Annotated in this window: 20 protein-coding genes; 14 read left to right on the top strand and 6 right to left on the bottom strand. The window is 37.2% G+C overall.

All coding sequences use genetic code 11. The annotated features are described in order from the left end of the window. The first annotated feature begins 156 nt into the window (after positions 1 to 156). The 7 genes from ABKW31_RS21210 to ABKW31_RS21240 all read left to right on the top strand — a co-directional run bounded on the left by ABKW31_RS21210 (position 157) and on the right by ABKW31_RS21240 (position 10,209). Positions 157 to 762, top strand: coding sequence for a hypothetical protein (locus ABKW31_RS21210; RefSeq protein WP_348618653.1), 606 nt, complete (start codon positions 157 to 159; stop codon positions 760 to 762). 615 nt (positions 763 to 1,377) lie between these two features. Further along, positions 1,378 to 1,650: a hypothetical protein gene (locus tag ABKW31_RS21215; protein ID WP_348618654.1), complete on the top strand. Its 273-nt coding sequence runs from the start codon at positions 1,378 to 1,380 to the stop codon at positions 1,648 to 1,650. A gap of 298 nt (positions 1,651 to 1,948) precedes the next feature. Next, positions 1,949 to 4,387 (top strand): DEAD/DEAH box helicase family protein, encoded by a 2,439-nt coding sequence (locus ABKW31_RS21220; RefSeq protein WP_348618656.1) that lies wholly within the window; start codon positions 1,949 to 1,951, stop codon positions 4,385 to 4,387. Between the two features lie 67 nt (positions 4,388 to 4,454). Then, the gene (locus ABKW31_RS21225) at positions 4,455 to 5,933 is read left to right on the top strand and encodes an N-6 DNA methylase (protein ID WP_348618657.1); all 1,479 of its coding nucleotides are present in this window, start codon (positions 4,455 to 4,457) and stop codon (positions 5,931 to 5,933) included. Beyond that, on the top strand, positions 5,933 to 7,660 hold the full coding sequence (locus tag ABKW31_RS21230; RefSeq protein WP_348618658.1) for a restriction endonuclease subunit S: 1,728 nt from the start codon (positions 5,933 to 5,935) through the stop codon (positions 7,658 to 7,660). The genes ABKW31_RS21225 and ABKW31_RS21230 overlap by 1 nt, the downstream gene beginning before the upstream one ends. A 34-nt stretch (positions 7,661 to 7,694) precedes the next feature. Beyond that, on the top strand, positions 7,695 to 9,326 hold the full coding sequence (locus ABKW31_RS21235) for an AAA family ATPase (protein ID WP_348618659.1): 1,632 nt from the start codon (positions 7,695 to 7,697) through the stop codon (positions 9,324 to 9,326). Position 9,327: 1 nt separating this feature from the next. Continuing rightward, positions 9,328 to 10,209, top strand: coding sequence for a hypothetical protein (locus tag ABKW31_RS21240; RefSeq protein WP_348618660.1), 882 nt, complete (start codon positions 9,328 to 9,330; stop codon positions 10,207 to 10,209). Positions 10,210 to 10,275: 66 nt separating this feature from the next. On the opposite strand, the gene ABKW31_RS21245 is transcribed toward ABKW31_RS21240, so the two are convergent. Then, entirely contained in the window at positions 10,276 to 11,499 is a 1,224-nt protein-coding gene (locus ABKW31_RS21245) for a hypothetical protein (RefSeq protein WP_348618661.1), read from the bottom strand. Further along, positions 11,483 to 12,535, bottom strand: a complete 1,053-nt coding sequence (locus ABKW31_RS21250) for a nucleoid-associated protein (protein ID WP_348618662.1) — start codon at positions 12,533 to 12,535, stop codon at positions 11,483 to 11,485. The genes ABKW31_RS21245 and ABKW31_RS21250 overlap by 17 nt, the downstream gene beginning before the upstream one ends. Before the next feature lie 123 nt (positions 12,536 to 12,658). On the opposite strand from ABKW31_RS21250, the gene ABKW31_RS21255 reads away from it, so the two are divergent. Then, on the top strand, positions 12,659 to 13,282 hold the full coding sequence (locus tag ABKW31_RS21255) for a hypothetical protein (RefSeq protein ID WP_348618664.1): 624 nt from the start codon (positions 12,659 to 12,661) through the stop codon (positions 13,280 to 13,282). A gap of 288 nt (positions 13,283 to 13,570) precedes the next feature. Here the strand turns inward: ABKW31_RS21255 and ABKW31_RS21260 are convergent, their stop codons facing one another. Further along, a complete protein-coding gene (locus ABKW31_RS21260) occupies positions 13,571 to 13,822 on the bottom strand; it encodes a hypothetical protein (protein WP_348618665.1) in 252 nt (83 codons plus the stop codon). Between the two features lie 729 nt (positions 13,823 to 14,551). Between ABKW31_RS21260 and ABKW31_RS21265 the strand changes: the two genes are divergently transcribed. Together ABKW31_RS21265 and ABKW31_RS21270 are read left to right on the top strand one after the other, a co-directional pair. Then, on the top strand, positions 14,552 to 15,433 hold the full coding sequence (locus ABKW31_RS21265) for a hypothetical protein (protein ID WP_348618667.1): 882 nt from the start codon (positions 14,552 to 14,554) through the stop codon (positions 15,431 to 15,433). Between the two features lie 340 nt (positions 15,434 to 15,773). Continuing rightward, positions 15,774 to 16,373: a hypothetical protein gene (locus tag ABKW31_RS21270; protein ID WP_348618668.1), complete on the top strand. Its 600-nt coding sequence runs from the start codon at positions 15,774 to 15,776 to the stop codon at positions 16,371 to 16,373. Positions 16,374 to 16,429: 56 nt separating this feature from the next. Here ABKW31_RS21270 and ABKW31_RS21275 read toward each other — a convergent pair whose 3' ends face one another. From ABKW31_RS21275 to ABKW31_RS21285, 3 genes are all read right to left on the bottom strand, one after another. Next, positions 16,430 to 16,837: a hypothetical protein gene (locus ABKW31_RS21275; protein ID WP_348618669.1), complete on the bottom strand. Its 408-nt coding sequence runs from the start codon at positions 16,835 to 16,837 to the stop codon at positions 16,430 to 16,432. A gap of 132 nt (positions 16,838 to 16,969) precedes the next feature. Further along, positions 16,970 to 17,752 carry a hypothetical protein gene (locus ABKW31_RS21280; RefSeq protein WP_348618670.1) on the bottom strand — a complete coding sequence of 261 codons (783 nt, stop codon included), beginning with the start codon at positions 17,750 to 17,752 and terminating at the stop codon, positions 16,970 to 16,972. A 243-nt stretch (positions 17,753 to 17,995) separates the two neighbouring features. Beyond that, positions 17,996 to 18,343 (bottom strand): hypothetical protein, encoded by a 348-nt coding sequence (locus ABKW31_RS21285; protein ID WP_348618671.1) that lies wholly within the window; start codon positions 18,341 to 18,343, stop codon positions 17,996 to 17,998. A 186-nt stretch (positions 18,344 to 18,529) separates the two neighbouring features. On the opposite strand from ABKW31_RS21285, the gene ABKW31_RS21290 reads away from it, so the two are divergent. From ABKW31_RS21290 to ABKW31_RS21305, 4 genes are all read left to right on the top strand, one after another. Continuing rightward, on the top strand, positions 18,530 to 20,296 hold the full coding sequence (locus ABKW31_RS21290) for a tyrosine-type recombinase/integrase (RefSeq protein WP_348618672.1): 1,767 nt from the start codon (positions 18,530 to 18,532) through the stop codon (positions 20,294 to 20,296). 430 nt (positions 20,297 to 20,726) lie between these two features. After that, entirely contained in the window at positions 20,727 to 21,287 is a 561-nt protein-coding gene (locus ABKW31_RS21295; RefSeq protein WP_348618673.1) for a hypothetical protein, read from the top strand. Between the two features lie 78 nt (positions 21,288 to 21,365). Then, positions 21,366 to 21,782, top strand: coding sequence for a hypothetical protein (locus ABKW31_RS21300; protein ID WP_348618674.1), 417 nt, complete (start codon positions 21,366 to 21,368; stop codon positions 21,780 to 21,782). 217 nt (positions 21,783 to 21,999) lie between these two features. Further along, positions 22,000 to 22,410 carry a hypothetical protein gene (locus tag ABKW31_RS21305; RefSeq protein WP_348618676.1) on the top strand — a complete coding sequence of 137 codons (411 nt, stop codon included), beginning with the start codon at positions 22,000 to 22,002 and terminating at the stop codon, positions 22,408 to 22,410. The last annotated feature ends 152 nt before the right edge of the window (positions 22,411 to 22,562 follow it).

The raw sequence follows: 22,562 nt of genomic DNA on the forward strand, positions 1-22,562 counted from the left end.
GGTAAGTTAAATAAACGGTGACCTTCCTACAGAGGACTTTCACCTCATTAGTTCATGCCCATGCTGGGCGTACACAAAGGACTGCTACGGAAAATTTACTCGCTAGCGCTCGCAAATTTCCGCAGATTGCAGCGTATAAGGCTAAGGAGAGCATATTTGGCTTTAAAAAATATAGAAAAAATTTCTCTGTTTACATACTTCAAACGGCCTTCCTTGGACGTAGGTAAGCCTGAATTTCCAGTAATTGCTTTTATTGAGAATGGAGAGGTAATTGCCGCTATTAAGGTATCCATGCGCCAAGCGTGGCATGTAGACAATGTCACAGCCAAAAATAACTATGGTCCTACTATTTATAAGGTTTTGATGGACTTGTCAGGACAAAAAGGGATTGCTCCATCGTTTAAATATGCGAAGGAAAGGAAAGATTTTGTTGTCCCAAAAAGCAGAAATATTTGGGCGAGATTTTGTGAAAGCAAAGAAGTTTCGACCTCGTTCCTTGCGGATAAATATGAAGATAATGTTCTTAACAATAGGTTTGTTAGTGTTAGAGCAATTGATGGAATTAACGAAGCAAAAAGAAATCTAAAGAACAATATCAGAATCGAATACATTAGAAGCATTAGCTTTGGTAGAAAGCTGGCATCTAAGATCAGACCTAAAAAAATAGATTTAGGCTATCGTGCTTTCATATGTAATTACCATTTCAGTATAAGCCGCGCAGCTAAAAAGTTATTGAATGCAAGTGTACAAGCACATCAGTAATACCGCCTTATAACAAGTCGTTTAAAAGGAAAAAAAACAGTTGGATTTTGTTCCTTCGTCAATTATTTTAGCCAATTATTTTTTTGCCCATTAAAAGGGCGTTAGAATTTAACAGGAGGAATTTAAGTTGTCTGAAGCTGGGAAACTGTTTAACTATTCAATAAAAGATGCGGAAAAATTACTAGCGCGATTCGATTCGGATAAACAGGATCCCTCGAATGGGTCAGAGACTTTAAAAAGAGCAGGAATGATCATCGCATTAAACAACTTTGGCACAAATATTGTGCTTTTAAAGCGCTTCTGACCGCTTACCTGAAATTATTTTCAAGCACACCAAAAAGCAGTTAAGCCGAAACTTACCGCTAAATCCCAATTTTCATATTGTTTAAAGCAACATCTATTAAAAATGTGCAGCGCTGCATATTTTTGTACACAGAACGAAGAGTTGGTGATATCAAGCCACTCAAAATGCGCGTTCGGAAAAGTTTGTATACTTGTCAATTATCCATCAACATCGCCAGTAGATAAAAAATTGATTATGCTTTAAATCTCTATATTCAAAAATTCTCCTGCTCTGCAACTAGTTATTTTCTCATACTAAACAAGGAGAAAGTAATGAGAGACGAGATTCAAAACAATTTCAACAGAGAGAGAAAACAAGCTTTGATTAAAATTTTAACGGCGATATTGGAGGTAACAAAAGCCGAATTGCCGCGACAAAATTCATCTCAATTGAATTTGTTTGATACTGATGACCATTTTTATCTGGCGGTTTATAACGCAGTATGGCGGATAGAAACGGATCATCATGATGCATTTTATACCATGCAATATATTGATCGATTCATTAATCGACATGATTTTTTTGCTGAAAAGATTCTGTTTTAAATTCAACAATAACAACTTGTAAACATCAAAAAACTCCTGAGTTATTAAAAGATACAGGAGTTTTTATTTGTCCCAATAAATAATCCGTACATAAACAAAATATTGTTGTTTTAATTGATTAATCAAATCTAAAAACATACATAAATTTTTACTCTAAAATCACCTATAGCCATATCTCCAAACTGCGGTTAATATGTTGATGTGTAATCAATTATTTGCCGTTTTCTGGTGCTCTATCAAATACAAACAGGCATTAAAAAGACAATTCGCGTTGAGATAAAAAAGAGGGAACTTTTGTATGTCACCCATCAATAAAAAAGTGCTTAGCGAATCTGACATCATCAGCAAATTTATCATGCCTGCCATTAAGGATGCCGGTTGGGATGATATGTTCCAAATTCGCCAAGAGGTGAAGTTACGCGATGGTAAAGTAGTTGTACGTGGCAACATGGGTGTGCGTAAAACCGTTAAATCTGCTGACATTGTGTTGTATCACAAACCCTCTATTCCTCTTGCTGTCGTTGAAGCCAAAGCCAACAAACACGAAGTAGGCAAGGGAATTCAACAAGGTTTAGATTACGCCCGTTTATTAGATGTGCCGTTCATTTTTGCCTCCAATGGCGATGGTTTTATTTTTCATGATAAAACCAATACAGCACAATTAGAGCGTGAAATTACCTTAGGCGAATTCCCCAGTCCGCAAGAGTTGTGGGCCAAGTTCTGTGCTTTTAAAGGTTATACCGACCTCCAATTACCCATTATCACTCAAGACTATTACGATGATGGCAGTGGTAAATCACCGCGTTACTATCAAATTCAGGCCATCAACAAAACGATTGAAGCGGTATCTAAAGGGCAAAATCGTGTTTTACTCGTTATGGCAACAGGTACAGGTAAAACATATACGGCTTTTCAAATCATTTGGCGGTTGTGGAAGGCAAAAGCCAAAAAGCGCATTCTGTTTTTGGCTGACCGAAACATCCTAGTTGATCAAACTCGTATAAACGACTTTCAGCCTTTTGGGCAGGCCATGACTAAAATCACTGGCCGAAAAGTAGATCCAGCTTACGAAATTCATCTGGCACTTTATCAAGCTTTGACCGGCCCCGAAGAATCGCAAAAAGCCTTCAAACAAGTCGACCCTGACTTTTTCGATTTAATCATTATCGACGAATGTCACCGTGGCAGCGCCGCTGATGACAGTGCTTGGCGTGAAATTCTTGAGTATTTCAAAGGTGCGACTCAAATTGGTTTAACCGCCACACCAAAAGAAACTGAAGAAGTATCTAACAGCGATTATTTTGGTGAGCCTGCTTATATGTACTCACTCAAAGAAGGCATCGAAGACGGCTTTTTAGCGCCGTATAAAGTGGTGAGGGTGGATATTGATGTCGACCTACAAGGTTGGCGACCTACCAAAGGCCAAGTAGATAAAAAAGGCAATGTGATTGAAGACCGGATTTACAATGGAAAAGACTTTGATCGCACTTTGGTCATTGACGAGCGCACTCAGCTTGTGGCTGAAACTATTACTAACTATTTAAAACGTACCAACGAGATGGATAAAACCATCGTGTTTTGTAACGACATCGACCATGCTGATCGCATGCGCCGTGCACTGATTAACTGTAACCCACAGCAGTATGCCAAAAACGATAAATATGTGCTCAAAATCACCGGAGATGATGAAATAGGTAAGGGCCAGCTCGACAATTTCATCAATCCTAAAAAAGCCTATCCGGTTATTGCCACTACATCGGAATTAATGACCACAGGTGTCGATGCTAAAACTTGTAAATTAGTGGTGCTTGATCAATCCATTCAGTCCATGACCAAATTTAAACAAATCATTGGCCGTGGCACCCGTATTGACGATAAATACAACAAACTGTGGTTCACCATTTTGGATTTCAAAAAGGCCACCGAATTGTTTGCCGATAAAAACTTTGACGGTATTCCTGAAAAAGTATTTGAAACTAAAGCCTCAAATATTAATGATCCAGAATCCAATTTTGAAGAAGAACTAAATAACACGGATGACGTTGATACAGACTCCGATACCTCAGGTGTCAACGGAGGTGAGTCTACTTACGAGTCTGGTAATTCTGAGCCAGATGGCCCTATCAATGGTGGCGACTGGACAGATCCTGAAAAGGTTAACAAATACCATGTTAATGGCGTTAAGGTACTTAAAGTCGCCGAGCGTGTGCAGTATTACGACAGTGACGGCAAATTAGTCACCGAGTCATTTAAAGACTACACCCGTAAAACCTTAACCAAGCAGTTTGCTACTCTCGACGACTTTGTACGTAAGTGGAATCAGAGCGAGCGTAAACAAACCATCATCGATGAACTTTCGTCAGAAGGTATTTTGTGGGAAGCTCTCGAACAAGAAGTCGGCAAAGACCTTGACCCCTTTGATATGATTTGCCACGTCGTATTCGACCAGCCGCCCTTAACCCGTCAAGAACGGGCCAATAACGTTAAAAAGCGTAATTACTTCACCCAATATTCTGAGCAAGCACAAGGTGTATTAAACCGTTTATTAGATAAATACGCCGATGCAGGGGTCAGCGAAGTTGAAAACCTGCAAACCATTAAGGTCTACCCCTTTACCGAAATTGGCTCTTTTAGTGAAATAGTAAAAAAAGGCTTCGGCGGTCGTCCGCAATACGACCAAGCCATAACCGAGCTTGAAACCGCCATCTATAGTTTCAAACCAGACAAGTCGGCTTAAGCCCTGCGTTAACGAGCAGTGTTTAAGTTTTAAAGTAGTAACACGACAACCAGAGAAAAATTAAAATATGTCAGTCAGTAGCGTAATTAAATCCATCCAAGACATCATGCGTAAAGACGCAGGCGTAGACGGCGACGCACAGCGTCTCGGCCAAATGTCATGGTTATTGTTTTTAAAAATATTTGATGCACAAGAAGAAGACCTAGAGCTTGAATTAGACAACTACCGTGCCCCCATTCCAGAAGAGTTTTTATGGCGCAACTGGGCGGCTGATCCAGAAGGGATCACAGGCGACGAACTGCTTGAGTTTGTAAACGACGAGTTGTTTGGCACGCTCAAAAACCTCATCGCGCCCATCGATAAAAATCCCCGTGGTTTTGTGGTGCGCGAAGCCTTTAGTGATGCCTTCAATTACATGAAAAACGGCACACTGCTGCGCCAGGTGATCAACAAACTTAATGAAGTCGACTTTAGCGATTCACAAGAGCGCCATCTGTTTGGTGATATTTACGAGCAAATCCTCCGTGATTTACAAAGTGCAGGTAACGCTGGCGAGTTTTACACACCACGTGCTGTAACCCGTTTTATAATCGACAGGCTTGACCCAAAACTAGGTGAACAAGTATTCGACCCCGCATGCGGCACAGGTGGCTTTTTAGCGTGCTCAGTCGACCACATTAAAACTAACTACGTTAAAACCGGTAGCGACCATCAAACCCTGCAAAGCCAAATTCACGGGGTAGAAAAAAAGCAGCTGCCTCATTTGCTGTGTACCACAAACATGATGTTGCACGGCATCGAAGTACCCGTAAAGGTTAAACACGGCAATACCCTGAATAAACCCTTATCATCATGGGACAGCACCTTTGATGTGATTGCCACTAACCCACCATTTGGCGGCACCGAAGAAGACGGTATCGAGAAGAACTTTCCATCAGACATGCAAACCCGCGAAACCGCCGATTTGTTTTTGCAGTTAATCATTGAAGTGCTTAAAGACGGTGGCCGCGCCGCCGTGGTATTGCCCGACGGCACCTTGTTTGGTGAAGGCGTAAAAACCAAAATCAAAAAACTGCTTACGGAAGAATGTAACCTGCACACCATAGTGCGTTTACCCAATGGTGTATTTGCCCCTTACACTGGCATTAAAACCAATATCCTGTTTTTCACCAAAGGCACACCGACTAAAAATATCTGGTTTTATGAGCACCCTTATCCAGAAGGCGTAAAAAACTACAACAAAACCAAACCCATGCGTTTTGAAGAGTTCGAAACTGAAAACCAGTGGTGGGGCAATGAACAAGACGGTTTTGCTACAAGAACAGAAACCGAACAAGCCTGGCAGGTGAGCATCGACGAGGTCATTACTCGTAATTACAACCTCGACATTAAAAACCCCCACTTAGGCGAGCAAATCAGTCACGACCCACAAGAGCTATTGGCTGCATACAACTCACAGCAACGAGATATTCAGCAACTGCGCGATCAGTTAAAAGGCATATTGGCCGACGCCCTGTCATCCAATACAGGTGAGGGCAAGGTGTAATGGCTGATTCCCCTGTTCGTCATTCCCGAGAAAGCGGGGATCCACAAGTCTTAATCACCGAGCATTTGGATATCTGGACATCGGCCATCAAAACCAAATCCACCGCAGGCCGTGGTAGCTCAAAAAAGCTGGAACTGGTAGGTGTTAAAAAACTCCGTGAGCTGATTCTAGCACTGGCCGTGCGCGGTAAATTAGTCCCGCAAGATCCTAATGATGAACCCGTCAGTGAGTTGCTCAAAAAAATTGAAGTTGAAAAAGCCAAATTGGTAAAAGAGGGTAAAATTAAAAAACAAAAACCTTTACCAACTTTTAGTGATGGTGAAATAAAAATTCAAGTGCCATTGGGATGGGTATGTAAAAAATTACCTGATATATATTACCCAATATCGCCAAGTGGTAAGAAATTAAAAACATCAGAAATTCAGAATCAAGGGCTGCATCCTGTTGTAGATCAAGGGCAAGAGTATATTTCCGGTTATTCAAACGATGATGAATTATTAATTAAGTTACCAAGTCCTGTAATCGTTTTTGGAGATCACACTAGAAATATAAAATATATAGACTTTGATTTTATTGCTGGAGCTGACGGTACAAAAATTCTGTGCCCTATCTTGATATATCCACGATATTTTTATCTTTATTTGAATAGCTATGATTTGGAAAGCAGAGGATATGGTCGCCACTTCAAAATACTAAACGATAATTTGTTTTTTATTCCTCCAGAAGCTGAACAACACAGAATAGTCGCTAAAATCGATGAATTAATGGTGCTGTGTGACCAACTCGAAACACAAACCGAAAGCAGTATTCAGGCCCATCAGGTTTTAGTTGAAACCCTTTTAGCCACCCTAAGCAATGCCAAAGATGCCGACGAACTCAACAACAACTGGCAAATGATTAGCCAACACTTCGACGTGTTATTCACCACTCAAGACGCTATCTCCCAACTACAACAAACCATCCTGCAACTCGCAGTCATGGGCAAACTCGTCAAACAAGACCCCAATGACGAACCAATAGAAAATTTGGTTGAAAAATTATATCAAGAGCATTGTGAGCGAAAACTCAACAATAAAGATAACTTGGTAATTCAAAACGAATACGAAAAAGCAAAAGTTAACATCACCAACAATAAAGTGTTAATTAAAGCTAGATTTATATGCGATTTTATTACAAAAGGTACGACACCATCTAAACCAGAATTGTTGGAGAGGGGGGCTATCCCTTTTTTGAAAGTTTATAACATAGTTAAAAATAAATTGGATTTCGCGTATAAGCCTATATTTATTTCTGCTCAGACTCATACTGGGATTCTAAATAGATCTAGAGTATTTCCTGGTGATGTGATTATGAATATTGTAGGCCCTCCTCTCGGTAAAGTAGCGGTTATTACTGATGAATATCCAGAATGGAATATGAACCAAGCACTTGCTGTATTCAGGCCATTGGGTGGCATTAATTCACAGTATCTGTATTACATGCTACCTACAGATCTTGTTCTGGCGTCGGTGTTAAAAGAAGTTAAGGGAACGGCGGGTCAAGACAATTTGTCTCTTGAGCAATGTAGGGATTTATTAATCCCAATCCCATCAATTAAGCAACAGCAATTAACTGTTGAATTAATCGAAATTCTTTTCAACTTATGTGAATCCCTAAAAGCCAAGCTAAATCAAGCCCAAACCACCCAACTGCACCTCACCGACGCCATTGTGGAACAGGTGTTGTGAAAATTAATATTTGAACGAATAGGGAAATAATAAAATGTCAGAGGAACAAGATTTAGAGGTTTTGTTTTCGGCTAATAACAGGGAGGAACTATTACCATTACCTGGACAACTTATTATTACCCCGTCAGAAGACAGCTGGAATGATTTTAATTACCATATCAGGTGTTCTTACAAGGTTTGCATAAATGAGGAAATTACACCCCATGAGGGGAATATCCTCATCGGCTTTTTGCCTTTCACTGACAATGATTCAATGAGTAGAGAGAAATATGAGCAAATTAATCTATCGTTGTATCAATATTTGCGAGAGTTAAATGTTGATGGCTTTGCTCTAACTCACACAATACCACCATTTTTTACAATGCAACTAGATATGCAAGGATATCGTTCCTTAGTTGAATCTCAAGGGCAAAAAGCTAGCGAGTCTGTACTTAAAGCAGTTAATGACCTAGTTTACTTTAAAAACAAACAACCCAAATGGTTTACCGATGCTCAAGAATCAAAGGTCTTTCAACTGGGTTTTATGCGAAACTCTGAGCCGTTTTTTGCATTCCATAATGCAGATAGCATATTAGACGGGGTGGAAAATGAAAATCTGTCAAGTATATCTAACGATCTAAAGCTTTCATTTAAACTTGAAGGATTTGCAGTTCCACATTCGTTGCATCTTAGATTTAACTCAGAGTCATTAATCCCACGCAGAATTGCAGTGCTTATAGGTAAGAATGGATTAGGCAAAAGTGAGTCTTTAAAAGCATTTTGTAGAGGCGCACTCCAATATGATGATAAAGGACTTGAGCTTTTAGACATCAATGGGGAAAGGCCACTTATCAGCCGTATATTGGCAATGGCGACGCCTGGGGAAACGTCGAATACATTCCCAATTGAACGACGAAAAAACCAAAAATTACATTATCGACGTTTAAACTTAACTCGAAAAGGCACTCGTACTATTGCCAACGCACTGGTGCAAATAGCACGAAGTAGAGAGTCTATAGGAAAACGCTCAAGATGGGATTTATTTGCAGGTGCACTGGCACAGGCTTTACCGTTTGAAAATATACATGTCAGATTGAAAGATGGAGAGCACTTTCCGTTAAGGAAGTTACGCAAGCCTGGTGGTGAGCAACACAGTTTGGAAGTTTGGGGAGGGCTACTAGAAGGTGCAGATCCTGTATTTAAAGTAGACAATAATCACCATCCTTTGAGTAGCGGCCAGCTTACTTTTTTGAAATTCGCACTCATGAGTTGTTTGCATATAGAAAATGGGTCATTTGTATTGATGGACGAGCCAGAAACACATATGCATCCAAACATGATTTCTGATTTTGTTGGCTTGCTTGATGAAATACTCGAATTTACCGGCTCTTTTGCAATATTATCTACTCATTCTGCATACTTCGTGCGCGAGGTTGCTAGAGAGCAAGTTCATATTTACAAAAAAGAAAATCAGCACATATCGATTACCCAGCCAAGATTAAGAACCTTTGGTGCTGATGTTGATTCAATTTCCCAATTTGTTTTTGAAGAAGATATCGAAAGCAAACTAACAGACAAAATATTCGAAAAAATTAAAGGTCGCACTTTTGATTCTGTTGAAAAACAGCTTGGTGAAGAATTGTCACTTGCTGCTCTAATGGATTTGCAGTCGAGGCTTGAAAATTAAGATGAAAAAGCTTCCTCTACCCGTTCAAAATGATGAAAGATATTTAACAAGCCTCGCCAGCAACCACAAATTAACATCAATAAATCCGCATTTAAGGGTCAACGCAGACTCAATTAAAGCTCAATATGCGCATTACATGCAGCAATTGGGAAATGCTTGGAATATTATTCCCAACGTTATTACGGATGAGCTTAAAAGTGCTTTAATAAAAAGTTATGAAACAAGGCAGGATGACGAACTCAAGTTTATAAAAAACATGAGAGATACTATTGATGAAACTTGTTCAATGTGTGGAGGCAAATTTCCCTGGTCAATAGACCATGTTCTGCCTAAATCTGATTATCCTGAATGGGCTATTTTTTCTAAAAATCTTGTCCCAGCTTGCCGCTGCAACATTCGACGTGGAACCTTATTAAAAGGGAGTCCAGCAACTAACGCACGTGTCTTACATCCATATTTTGATGATGAATTTGAAACTAGACAGCTTTCTTGTTTGATTACAACCACTAATCATTTTCGCTGGATAAAAGTCGAAATTGTTTATATTCAACCCAATCATCCTGCAATTAATTCAATTAAATATCATGTTGAGAATATTGTAAAAAGATCCGGTTTGGAAAAATATTTGTCACGTACTCTGTGGTCTAAGCTTATGAATCAACCAGGGCTAGCGATCAGGGGGTTATATGAGAGAGAAACATTAACCGTAGCCAATGTCATTCATTTAATTGAGCAAGACTTAAGGTGGTTTGATGATAGGACTGGAACTCCCAATAATTGGGATTCTATTTTTTTGCATGGGCTTTTAAATTCGCCTAGAGTAGTCGATTTTGTAACTCAACATCACAATCAATTTGTGTTAAACGGCGGCTTAACAAATTAATTTTACTCGTGATTTAAATGAATATTTTTATATTGCTGACCATAGTGCCCCATAAAATACTAACTACTATGAAATTCCCATTATCGTTTTCCATGGCAAATAGAAAAGAAAAACAGAAAAAGTAAGAATTAATAAACCTAAACCAAAAAAGTAAAATGAATTAAGGTTTTTACGTTGTGATTTTTCACGCTTGTCCAAGTCATCTATTGATTTTTTTATTTTTTCAAACTGCTCTGGATATTGATGTTTTAAACGATTCATATGACTAGTATATTCGTCTTTTAGACTAGTCAAGGTCGCTTTTTGCCCTTCAATTAACATTGACATCATTGCAGTATAAGCAAGGATAGCAATCAGCAATGTTAAATTGGCCCAAAATGTTTGGCTGTCTATTATTGTGCCCATCTTAAAAGAGATTAAAGCTAATGATATTGGTATGCCCAGCATTTTAGTTTGAACTTGTGCAAATACATCATTTATCTTTACTAGATAATCGCGTTTCTTTTCTTCGTATTCTCGCCTGACATCATCAAAAGAAAATTCGGAGACAAATAATTGATAATTTTCATTCAGTCTTTTTGAAAATTCACCAAAATGTTGTATCAAAAAATCCAATCTTTGAGTCTTATTAATATTAATTAGAAAACCAAACATTACTTCTTTCAGAATGCTTAACTTTTGATCTTTGTGTGCGGGATCAGAAAACAAAGAATTGAAAATACTAATTCCATCAAGACCAAAATCTAAACAATCAATCGAGTAATTAACAACTATTGCCATCCTAGATTTATGTAGAAAAACCAACTCATATATAACGTTAGAGTTGAATCTATCCTGATGATCGGCGTATTCATTTAGAGTTGAAAGCAATCGACATACATTAAAATAGGTTAATAATTTATGATCAGATACATCAGAGGTTTTTGAATATGAAAGTCGCTGTTCTAAAATGATAAAGTTTTCAGGTGGTGTTAATAAATTAGGCTTGTAGGCCAAAAAATCTTCAAAATTTGTGTATATGAAAATATTTTGTTGCCGCAAATAATTATTAGAAAATTGAACTGTTAGTATTCTACCCTTAAAACTAGACAACTCATCAATATCAATAAACTGCTCATCAACTTTTAATCCATCAAAAGATAAACCGTTTTTGTAATCTTCTTTCAAAGAAATAATTGTCTCTTCGCTTAATTGGACTTGGTATTCAAAACCATTTTCCGACGCTTTTAGCTCGGATCTAAGTGCCAATTTTTCAAGTAGTTGGAAAATTGAGTTAGTTGTTAAGGTCATTCTTTTCAGATCTTAATTGTTCAACAAGTGCATCGGGCAAGGCAGTAAATCTTAATTCACCTTTAGTCGAATCAAAAAAGACTGTTGTATTTAATAGTTCGCTGTCGAAGCTGATCGATAGGTTTTTATTCTTTCCCGAATATCGAGTTAACCCTCGAAGTACAGAACGTTCAACCATCAAATCATTGGTTAAACAATATGGTTCATTCTGTGCGATTTCTAAGAAAATTCCCGTGTTATCATTTTCTGGCCCCAAGAAGCTTTCATCTAAAATTGACGAGAGCTTATCAAGCTTTACAAATTCTTCATTATCAATCCAATTTAAACATTGCTCAAGAACACGCTGTTTTACTTGTTCGGTTTTGAATTCATCAAACGAATGTGCCGCACAATATTTTTTTGTAACTTGTACTAGGTTTTGAGTATCAGCCCTAGCTTTAATAAATTCTTCGCAACCTATAAATTTTGAAAAATAGTCAGTTACATCTTTAGCGTTTCTTCCTATTCTAAATGCTATATATCTGTTTGAAACTTCATTTAACCAAGCATTCAGATTTATTCTTGCTGCCATATGTAAAGTGTCTAAATCTAATTGCTCTATTTCCCCTAGATCAAGCTCTTCAGTAAGTGCTATACCGTATTTTTTTCGCAGTAATACGATAGATAAAAAATGGTCATCATTGTGGGTATAGTGATTGAGCCAAAGATAGCCGCCTTTTGAAGAGCCACTTTCGTCTAAAAACGTTTTAAATAAACGGGTTGCAGAGCGACTAAATTCAATGAAATCAGTAAATTTACTATTTTTGAATTGACTTTCAACAAGTTGCATAAATGCTGGTTTGGGAAGATTCGGATCTTCTGGAACTGAAAATTGCCCAGTATTTAAGCCTGTTTTACGAAACAACTGAGATAATTGAGATACCAATGTTTTTGCATGCTCATTGGCAATATTTTCTTTTTCTCTGAGGTGGAGAATACTGCCACTAGCGTCCTTACTTTTCCTAACTTCGTGAACAACTAAATTTTTGATATCCATTAACGTCCCTGAACAATTTAGATTTTTATGTAATTACAATAACATGTAAAATAATTTACTCAACTCGATAGAGTTAAAATTTGATGGGTGTTAAAGAATATTCGATAGAAAGGTTGGCACGTTATGGATGAACTATTAGAAAAGTCAGAAGGGCTGAACAGCGAATTTAGCCGTATTTTTGATTACGGCCCATTTGATGATAGCAAGCGAGTTACGTCGAGTTGGATCATGTGCATGGTTGCTGTCGAGCATGCCAGTAGCCTGCGCCAGTTAGCGATGTGCGGAAATTACACTTCAGCAATATGTATCATGCGTGCTCAATTTGAAGCCCTCACTAGAGCCATATGGCTCTTTTATGCCGCAAGTGATGAAAAGGTGGAAAATACGTTTTCGACATTAAGTGAACTCTCACAAAATGCCGATCAAAAACCCAATAATGCCGATATGATTAAAGCCATTGATGGCAAAGCGCCAGAGCAAGCGGTCTTAATGCTTAAAGAGTTTAGAGACGTGCAATGGGCTGCATTGAATTCTTTCGTACACGGCGGTATTCACGCATTACAACGCCACGGTAGTGGTTATCCAATACAATTAATTGAACAGATCATAAAATCTTCAAATGGCTTGTTAACTATGACCACTATGATGGCTGCAATATTAACGGGGAATGCAGTGATCACTAAAGATATAATTCGCATTCAACACCGTCATAAAGAATGTTTACCAGAATTCCTGACTAACCAATGACAATTTATAAAATAGCCGTTTGTTCAAATGATGTTGAGATAATGAGTTTGCCATCCTTGGCAGTGAGGACATAAAATTGATCTATTCCTTTATAGCTATAGCCTTAATTTAATTAGTATTACTAGCGACCTACGTCTTTTTACCCAAAATTATGTTGCGTTATATATCAAAAGAAAAATAGTTTGTACTGGCTAGCGCTTTAACTTTTTGACAAGCCAAAATCCGCCGACAACGAAAACCAAGGCGGGTAATAAAAACCACAATTGTTCCATTTTAACTCCTATTTTTTTAATAAAATATCAATAGTGAATAACTCAGTAAAATCCAACCAGAGCGTTCAAGTTTTTTCAACTCTACATTTTTTTCGTATCTCACAATCCCGAAATAAATTTTCCAAAAAAATCCAATATTTACAAATACATAAATAAGGCTTTTGGCTTCTAATTTATCTAGGCTTGCAAGCAAAAATGAAGGCAAGCAAATGGCTGTAATAACGGATAATAATGTCAGCAAAATTCGATGTGCTAGTGCTTCACTCATTATTTTTAATTCGTACAAGACTTTCAATTTACATTAATGATTGAGTTTTCGAATGCAATCTTTTTTATTTAGCTGTTCGGTTTGTAATCTATTAAATATCTGTAAAGCCAAGATTCAATAAGTCTCGCTTTGCTGCATTTTTACTGAAAGTGACTGTCGCATTTGTCAGCATGACAAACTGCAAAAAGAGCGTTTGTGAAACAAACCAGTAATTCACGTAGTCGATAAAAAACAAAGTTTTGTTCGACGAAGTCCGGCGCGTGCGGCTTGTCCGTACTACCGTCATATTGGTTTTTGCCCTAGCAAAAATTGTGAGGAAAGTTGGTACAACTTAACGAACAACCTGGCATTTTCAACAGAAAATGGTTCGTCAGCAATGGCTGAAATTGACAGTTTGAAAAACGTCGATGTCGAACGCAAATATGGCGGTAGTACGGGTGAAGCAAGTACGCGCCGGCTTGGCTTGAAAGCCTAGTGACGATAGTCGCGTAGAGTCAGCTCGTCACGCATGTGACAAGAGAGATGACGGGGCTTTCAAGGCAGTTAGGATGTTCCGAAGGAATATCCTAATGCTCTTTTTCCTTGCGGTTGAACTGTCGGAATTGGTGACGGCAACAGAGTTTAAGCCGCACGAAACCTAAAACGACAGTTTGCTTGTTTGTAAACGGAAAAATTTCGCAAGCGCGGCCTCTATTTTTGATTAACAGTAATCAAAAATAGAGGAACCATATGACCAGTAATAATTTTTTCCAGAATAGCTCTGAAATGAGTTTGTTAGTTCAACGATATTTCGACATCGATATGCGGTATAAACATGCCGAAAACAACAATGAAATAGGGCGATTACGACAACAAATGACAGTTGTTGTGACTGCTCGGATTGGACTCTGCTCTCCAACATTGATAGCAAGTTTGTATTCAATATCAAAACGACAAGCGTTAGAACATTTGAACAAGCTCGTAAAACAACAGCTACTGATTTGCATAATTACACATCGAAGCGTTGATGGACGTATTTATATCTGTGATAGCCATGGAGCTAAGTTTGCTGAAGAGTTGATGACCATTCCAGTTCATTTCAGACGCCACACACCAGCAGAAAAAGGTGTAAATCAAAACACAATAATGCATGACTTAATGAATGCTCACATCTTACTAAGCTTGATGCAAGAGACGTCTCGAAAGCAGCCTGAACTTAATATTTATCAAGGTTTAATGACAGAACGTGAATTTAAACGACAGATGACAAAAGCAGATACGCGAATCGTTGATGGACTGCTATTAGAGAAAAGTGAAGGAGCTAATTGTATTATTGCTTTAGAGCTAGAAAACTCATTTAAGACTAAAGCTCAAAGGAGTGCAATTTTACTCAGGTATCTTGAAGCAATTAAAGCCGGATTTTATGAAAAAGTATTTTTGATATCTCAATCTAAAGATATTTTAGATGATATTAAGCGTTTTCATTCTCAATTATTCGACGAATTGATTGAAGTGAGAAGCTCAAAAACAAAACAGCCACTAATGTCTGTAAGTGACGTTCAGTTACTCAAACAAGCAATCGTTTATCGTACAAAGTATTGCGATGAACTTACAGAAATGTTCTACCGTTAAAACCAAAATGACGCTCATTATCGAGCGCCATTTTTTTATGGCTGGATGACATTCCAGTCAATGGATTAAGTCTGTGAAAGTCGGTTCTCTTTAGACTTTTAAAAGAAAACAGCCAATTACACACATCGTTTCAACGCTGCTCGTATTCTCAATATTTGCTCAACAGTTATCTGTCGATTAGTCATTTAGTTACAATAAGAACACAGACTGACGTAGAGTAGTTTGTCACTCGCAGTCATTAATAAGTAGTCTTGCAATATGAAAAATATGCCGATTTTTCTTTTGACTTCGCGTTTTTTATTATTAAATTAAGATGTTCATCGAATTTGAGGAGAAGCAGATGAACAACTTTAACAGCCGTTCTAAACAAGATAGACAAACCCGCAAAGATTTAATGATTGAGCATGTTTTAATCGAATTAACTAAGACATTCATACTCGCAGGAATATCTACTTTTCTATTAATAAATGGTGCACTCCTGTATGGATTTTTGGTTGGCATATTTGCTTATTTCTATGTTTTTTATGGCTTATTTGTGAAAGTGCCTGAGGAGGCAAAAACTTATCCATATGTCGGCGGAAACGCATGGTATGAGCAAGGACAAAGAAGCTTTGAGAATGACAGACGGATAAAAATAGAGAAAATTAAGCTGTCTAGACAGCGCTCACTTTCATCAAGATCCAATGTTAAATCGTTGTCTATTGAATACACTGGGTACGCTAATAATCAAGGGGGGCTTGATTTAGATAATGATGATGAAGATTGGGGAGTAAACCCTGCGACTGGCCTGCCAATGATTGGATGTATAGATGTTGCTGGTAACCCTTTTGGCAGCGACATGAGCCATGATATTGATATATTTAGTAATGATGATCTTAACTCTAGCGTTAGTGATGACTTCGACATTAGTTCAACAAGCGACGATGATTGGAATACCTAATTTGATGCTATGCGGTTATAAAAAAGCGAACCAGTCGGTTCGCTTAAAATATGCAACTAAGCATCACTTATTTTTTCAAGCCAATACTGTTCGGCATAGGTAAAATAAGTCAACGGAGGTATTAAAAACATATCAATAAACTCATTTCTGAAAAATTCACAAAATGCCGTAATTTCTTCAATATGAATCAATAAAAAAGCATACATTTCTACTCCATCCAGATACCTATTTTCAAAGTCTGGATTTTCAGAAAGCATTTTTTTGCTAATACTAATCCCACAAATTGTGCCGTCAATTTCACGGTGAACATAAATGTATCGTTTATAGTCTATTTCAATCCCTAAGTCGTTTTCACAAATCGCTGAAGCAAGCCACAACATTGTGGAGTGATCAGAAAATGGTGACTGACTTGCTCGTTTATAGACTTTAACAAACTGACTCTTTTTATCTCTATTGACACTCATAATTAACCTCGATTTTTAATGTTCTCGAAGTTAACTAGAGCCTAGTTAGGAAAATTATCCGCTTTCTCAAGTTTTTACTAAGCGCGATAGAATTATTTTAAGTCGCTTTTTATGCTTCTAGCTTAGAACTTTTTAATGATCCAACAGTTTTTTGACCCAGTCTGGAAAGTCATCAAGATCATCTTCGAGGCTGGCTAAATAATTATAAAAACTCAAAATATCTTGTTCTAAACTTGACATTAAATCATCCGAAAAGACCACTTCGGATTCCTTGGCTTTTAATTTAACGAAATCGGCCATGTCTGTTAGCGACTTAGCATTTATTTCTAATCCAAAGGGGTCATCTTCTATTATTGGATCAACTGCATCCAAAATATATACCTCATCCGCGTCATCTAACTCAAATAAAGATTGCTCTAGCTCTTCGATCCAAAAGTCTGCATCTTCGTTAAACTTGCCTCTGAAGTTATTGTTATCGTACTCAATACTACTGCCTGTCAAAATGGCTTGAAATAATGGCTTTCTGCTTTCAATACAGTCTGTAATTTGTTGAGTGGTAAGTCTCGGATTTATTGGAAACATCAATACACGACACGTTGCCATTTCAAGGGAGCGATTATGTCCAACGTGCACATCTATATCCCCATGTTGAATATCCAAAGTTAAATATGCTGGTTCTTCAGTGCATCCACTCATACAATAGAGTGGCAGTAATTGACTTGACCTAAATTCATTCGTCACTTTTACAAATTCAGGAATTTCGCGTTTAGGGGCGCATAACTCATTACCTTCCACTATCCATTCATGCCTAATCCATTTACTTACTTGTTGACTAGTAACCCCCATAAACCGTGCAAAAGCCGATTTGTTATCGTAAAAATTTTCTTTAATATATTGTTCGAGGTTTGATGACATCTTTTTCTCTGTAAGGTTATAAGCAAGAAAATGTTACGAACTCAAAAAAGGATAATCAATTTTTGATTGTATCAAAATATGATTATGTCGAAATGAATACACATGTAGCGGTAGTTGTAGTTAATTGTATGGTTGTTTTTTGTCTCAAAGCTTAATATTAATAACCTACTTAATATTACATTTGGATGTTTCGAATAAAGTCAGTGTAAAAAGCCAGCAAAGCTGGCTAAAGTATGGCTACATTTAACAATGATGAGCCGAAATTGTCCTAAAAAAGGTAGTCGTCGTCATCCTAAAAAATGCATGAAACAACTCTAGTCTGTTTTCTTGGAATTGATAAAGTTGGATCTTATGTTGGTAGTTTAGCAATAAATGATACTCATTTAGTTCTAAATAATTTCTAGTTAAAAATTTACTATCATCTGAACAAAGCAATGATGGTGACAGTAATATATATTCAATTTGTCGTTGGATATTCCTGAACAAAACAATACGTTCAGTTTTATCGTCAGACTCAAAAAGGACTACATATTCATCAGTTTGATCTGATAGTCCGATATTAAGATCATCATACTCAATATTATTTTTCATTTTTAATTTCCTCTAGTTGGCCTCACTTTTAAATAGGCCAATCAATCGGAAATTTCTTTCATTTAGAGTTTCAACCGTTTAATTAAAATTACTGATTTAAGTTTCGTGTTTTGAAAAATCGCTAAAATTTGATTTGCAACTGGCAAATAGTCGACACTCAGTGTTCACAATAATTTTGGTACGCCAATGCAAGATCAACTTCAGAAACAGTCGAAAGCTCATACTCATAAGAGTGTGAGTGTTTCTTCGTCTGTATTTGAAAAGACGATTTCGTATATTTCGATATCTGAAATGTGTCAGCGAACCAATTTACCTGAATTTGTCATTCTTGAATTTTTTGACCAAGAGGTATTTCTTGGTTTTCAGACAAAGAGGGACTCAAACTTATATTATTTCGAGTCGAATGCGCCGGCTTTACTGGAGCAATACCTGCGTAATCGTCGAGCTTCAGAGCAAAAATACCAATGCATTAGGGCTGAATTACCTCAGCTGAGTCAAACTCAATCAGTATTGTTAAATGCTCCTGATGTTCCTGTTCATGTTACTCCAGGCGCTAAGGTCGCAAGTAATGACGAAGATGAACTCAAGTCAATGAGCGTGCCCATAAGTAAATCAACTACTTCTTTTGTTGTTGGTAATTTACAAGTTCAAAAGAAAGCAATGCAAGATCCGCTAGTCCAAACCCATACTAAACCTATCAGTAAGTCGATTTATTTAAGTGATGTTACTGATGAAGCGATAGTCAGTAACGTCTGTGAAAGAAAAATACGAATCTATACTACTGAAATAAAAGGACTTTATTTAGAAATTAGTGCTAGCAAAAGAAATTTGATTGTGAAAGGTAAGCGCAACGGTGTTCATTCCAGGGTTGTTATAGAAAGTTGGGAGACTAATCAAGGGATTTCGTTAGTTCAATTAGATTGCGCCGTTAAGGCGTATAACAAAATAAAAGTTAAGCTCGGTAGAGCACCAGATCAACATGAATTTAAGTTACATTCTCATAAAGTCGAAGTCATAGGTGATGTTTTACACGCTCATTTGGAATTTAATGTGAAAAATAAGCATGGTGAAGGTTCTGAGGAGTGGAAACAAATAACAGCTTTGATTAAGAACTATTTTTCAAAAAATATAGTGGTTGACATGCCAAATGGAACCTTAGAATCAATACTGCTCATGAATGAGAAATTAGAAAACATGACTCAAGCTAGATTTAAGAGTTATCTAAGATCTTTTGCAGAATCTAACGGTATTCACGACAAGATCGTCACACGAATAAAAGCGGCTATGAACTTTTGTTTTAATGAAAGATTAATTGGTCGTGATGATATTTATCACTTTCATAATGTTAAGAGAATAAATCGTCAACGGCATGTAGAATTTTCTGATGAAGACCTGAAAGCACTATTTGAGTATCTTGATAGTTCAGAAAATACGGATTTTAGATTTTTTATGAATCTGCAATCAACGGGGCATTTCAGGACAAACCAAGTAATTGGGATGAAATACACACAAGTTGATTTCAATCATTCGACAGTAAAAGTTAAGCCTAAAAACGGTATTGAGACAGAAATAGCAATCCCAGTTGATATTACTCGAATGATTTCTGACAGAATGCAAACCTCTAGCTCAGAATATTTATTCCCATCACAACGTGCCGAAAAAGGCCATAAAGCCAACTTTGATAAGGAATGGACAGATTTGAGATTAACATTAGGTTTTTTCGCCGATTCGACGGATGCCATTGTTAAATATAAATATAGGTTACATGATTTTCGAGAGTCGCTACTTGGCAGATTAGAGGATCTTGATGATTTAACGTTATCATCACTTTTAGGGCATTTGTCACTGCATTCATTGAAGCACTACAGAAAAGCCAATAAAAAGCGTGTGAAAAAGGCCACAGAGCTTGGATATGGAAAGTTGCAGCAAGTTAATGCCTGCCAGGGTGAATAGTTGATTTAGGGATTCTGAGGCTTTATTCGTAGGGCCGGAATGAGCGAAAAGCGGAAGTTCGGCTGAGCTGCTATGAAGATCGCCTATCAAACTAAAGCAGACATTCAACTTTAAATTTCCATTCAAAGCGCTGTTTTGTGTGGTTTATATCCATTAAACATATCGGGTGTGTTACTGAGAAGTCTCATTAATATCCTTTAAAAACTCGGTGTTTGTCATAGGTTATTGATTTAGCTATGTTTTTCTAAAAATGAAGCCGATATTACTGAGACTTCTGAGTAATATCCTATTTGAAAGGTAAGTTTAGTGCTCAAAATGCTTTCTAACTTATTGATTATTGGTTAACTTAGGATTATTAATTCACGTAGGTGTCTGGAATTTACTGAGACGTCTACATAATAAGCTGTTATAGCGCAAAAATGGAGTTGTCTTGAATTTCAAAATTTGGGTTGTTCTGGCTATAGGGTTTATTGGAAAGAGTGCTCTTGCTGACAGTTGGCCTTCGCCGACAGTGCAAAGTTCATCTAGCCCTAATGGTGAATTTCTTTTGAGAGTTGTGCCTTCCGAGGATTGGGGAAACAAAAAAGCATTAGCAATTGTTTTTTCTTTTGAAGGTACAAAATACACCCAAAAATCGACTTTCAATATGACTAATGAAATTTCGCCATCAAAAGTTTTGATTACGGACTTTGGGACTACATTTTCTTTCGATAACTGGGGCGAATTAGGTCTTGGTTATGTGGTTGTAGTTTATTCCGCAGGCGGTGATATTTTAAATAAATACACGTTAAATCAACTTTATGATGAAGATGCCATACGCAAAATAAAACAGTCGGTTTCATCTGTTTGGTGGAGAGATACAACTGCTCCGCCTTGGACTTATCAAGACATAGTGTGCGTGAAAGATTCAATTGGTGGTAGCTTCATGTTTAATTCAATGAATGGAGAGTTTACATATTCAAAGGGTGAAGGGTGTCGTCTTGCGCAATAACAAACCAATTATTCCGACCTCAACTCGCTGCGCTTGTTTCGTCGGCATATTGGGGCGTTATATGCAAAGGATAATGCGGTGAATCTGAGGACTTTATTTTTAATACTTTCGACTTTTTCGTTATCTGGTTGCTTAATTACTGAATGGGAAGATGTCAGTGGTGAAGATGAATATAAACAAATAATAGGCGTTCAACTTAAAACCAAAGTGGCCTTTGATCTTCACGGCGTAACAATGGAGCCAAATTATGAAAAAGTACTTCATCAATACGCGTTAATGGAGTCTCCGGGTTTTTCTGGTCCTGAAGTTTTAAGTAAAGCAAATATTCCAGTAGGTACTTTATTTAACTTAGTAAAAGTAATACGTTGCGTTGACTGCATATTTAAAAAAGAAAAGTTAGTTTTAGAATTTACTTCTAGTGATAAGTACAAAGACGCACCTATTACTTATAGCTATGATCGATATTTAAAAATGCAAAAAGAGTACTTTGAGTAATTTGCATATAACAAGCGGCTTAATTAAGATTCACCAAAGCTGTCATGCCATTTGCGGAGCAAATCGCCCGCCCAGCATTTGGTTCACTTTTTAGCCGCGCGTTAGCAACACAGGGAAGCCAAGGATGAATTATAGGACTTTAACTTTTTTGATACTTATCTTCATATGCTTTAGTAGCTTTGCTACTGAACGCGAATATGAAAAAGAATTTTATTTTATGTTGAAGTCCTCTCCAGACTTGTTTAAATCTTCAGTAAACCTGCATGAAGAAATTTTAGCTTTAGAAATTGAACCAGAGATTAAATCTAAACTTCTTGATTGTGCTTTAAATGAAAAACATATTTATTTAAGCGAGTTCATTCCACTTTTTAAAAAACACCTATCGCTTAATGAATTAAAAGAAGTATCAACGTGGCTTAATTCTGACTATGGTAAGTTATGGTTTAATATCCATAAAGGAAAGGCTGATATAAATAATCTACCTCAAAACACTATCGATAAAGTCAATGAATTTGCTGGTGGCAAATTAATGAATAAATTCAATGATTCGCTAGTAGATTCAATTAAAGTTGCTAATTCAGCAGGTGTAAAGTTCGCAGATTACTGTTCTAAAAAAGCGGGCTTTTAGTATTGTATTGCTAACAAGTCGTTAAAGAAATGGACAAATAGAGCTTGGCTTTGTTCACTTCGTTCCAAATTATAGCCAAGCAATATTTGCCTCTTAACGAGGCGTTATATGACTTTGAGTGAACCATGCTTACTACGTTAATGAATTTGATT

It is taken from the genome of Paraglaciecola sp. 25GB23A (assembly GCF_040012495.1).
Lineage (GTDB): Bacteria > Pseudomonadota > Gammaproteobacteria > Enterobacterales > Alteromonadaceae > Paraglaciecola.

Bases quoted from the DNA above. Each gene is read 5' to 3' on its own strand.
- ABKW31_RS21215 (WP_348618654.1), top strand. From the start codon at position 1,378: ATGAGAGACGAGATTCAAAACAATTTCAACAGAGAGAGAAAACAAGCT.
- ABKW31_RS21220 (WP_348618656.1), top strand. From the start codon at position 1,949: ATGTCACCCATCAATAAAAAAGTGCTTAGCGAATCTGACATCATCAGC.
- ABKW31_RS21225 (WP_348618657.1), top strand. From the start codon at position 4,455: ATGTCAGTCAGTAGCGTAATTAAATCCATCCAAGACATCATGCGTAAA.
- ABKW31_RS21230 (WP_348618658.1), top strand. From the start codon at position 5,933: ATGGCTGATTCCCCTGTTCGTCATTCCCGAGAAAGCGGGGATCCACAA.
- ABKW31_RS21235 (WP_348618659.1), top strand. From the start codon at position 7,695: ATGTCAGAGGAACAAGATTTAGAGGTTTTGTTTTCGGCTAATAACAGG.
- ABKW31_RS21240 (WP_348618660.1), top strand. From the start codon at position 9,328: ATGAAAAAGCTTCCTCTACCCGTTCAAAATGATGAAAGATATTTAACA.
- ABKW31_RS21245 (WP_348618661.1), bottom strand. From the start codon at position 11,499: ATGACCTTAACAACTAACTCAATTTTCCAACTACTTGAAAAATTGGCA.
- ABKW31_RS21250 (WP_348618662.1), bottom strand. From the start codon at position 12,535: ATGGATATCAAAAATTTAGTTGTTCACGAAGTTAGGAAAAGTAAGGAC.
- ABKW31_RS21255 (WP_348618664.1), top strand. From the start codon at position 12,659: ATGGATGAACTATTAGAAAAGTCAGAAGGGCTGAACAGCGAATTTAGC.
- ABKW31_RS21260 (WP_348618665.1), bottom strand. From the start codon at position 13,822: ATGAGTGAAGCACTAGCACATCGAATTTTGCTGACATTATTATCCGTT.
- ABKW31_RS21265 (WP_348618667.1), top strand. From the start codon at position 14,552: ATGACCAGTAATAATTTTTTCCAGAATAGCTCTGAAATGAGTTTGTTA.
- ABKW31_RS21270 (WP_348618668.1), top strand. From the start codon at position 15,774: ATGAACAACTTTAACAGCCGTTCTAAACAAGATAGACAAACCCGCAAA.
- ABKW31_RS21275 (WP_348618669.1), bottom strand. From the start codon at position 16,837: ATGAGTGTCAATAGAGATAAAAAGAGTCAGTTTGTTAAAGTCTATAAA.
- ABKW31_RS21280 (WP_348618670.1), bottom strand. From the start codon at position 17,752: ATGTCATCAAACCTCGAACAATATATTAAAGAAAATTTTTACGATAAC.
- ABKW31_RS21285 (WP_348618671.1), bottom strand. From the start codon at position 18,343: ATGAAAAATAATATTGAGTATGATGATCTTAATATCGGACTATCAGAT.
- ABKW31_RS21290 (WP_348618672.1), top strand. From the start codon at position 18,530: ATGCAAGATCAACTTCAGAAACAGTCGAAAGCTCATACTCATAAGAGT.
- ABKW31_RS21305 (WP_348618676.1), top strand. From the start codon at position 22,000: ATGTTGAAGTCCTCTCCAGACTTGTTTAAATCTTCAGTAAACCTGCAT.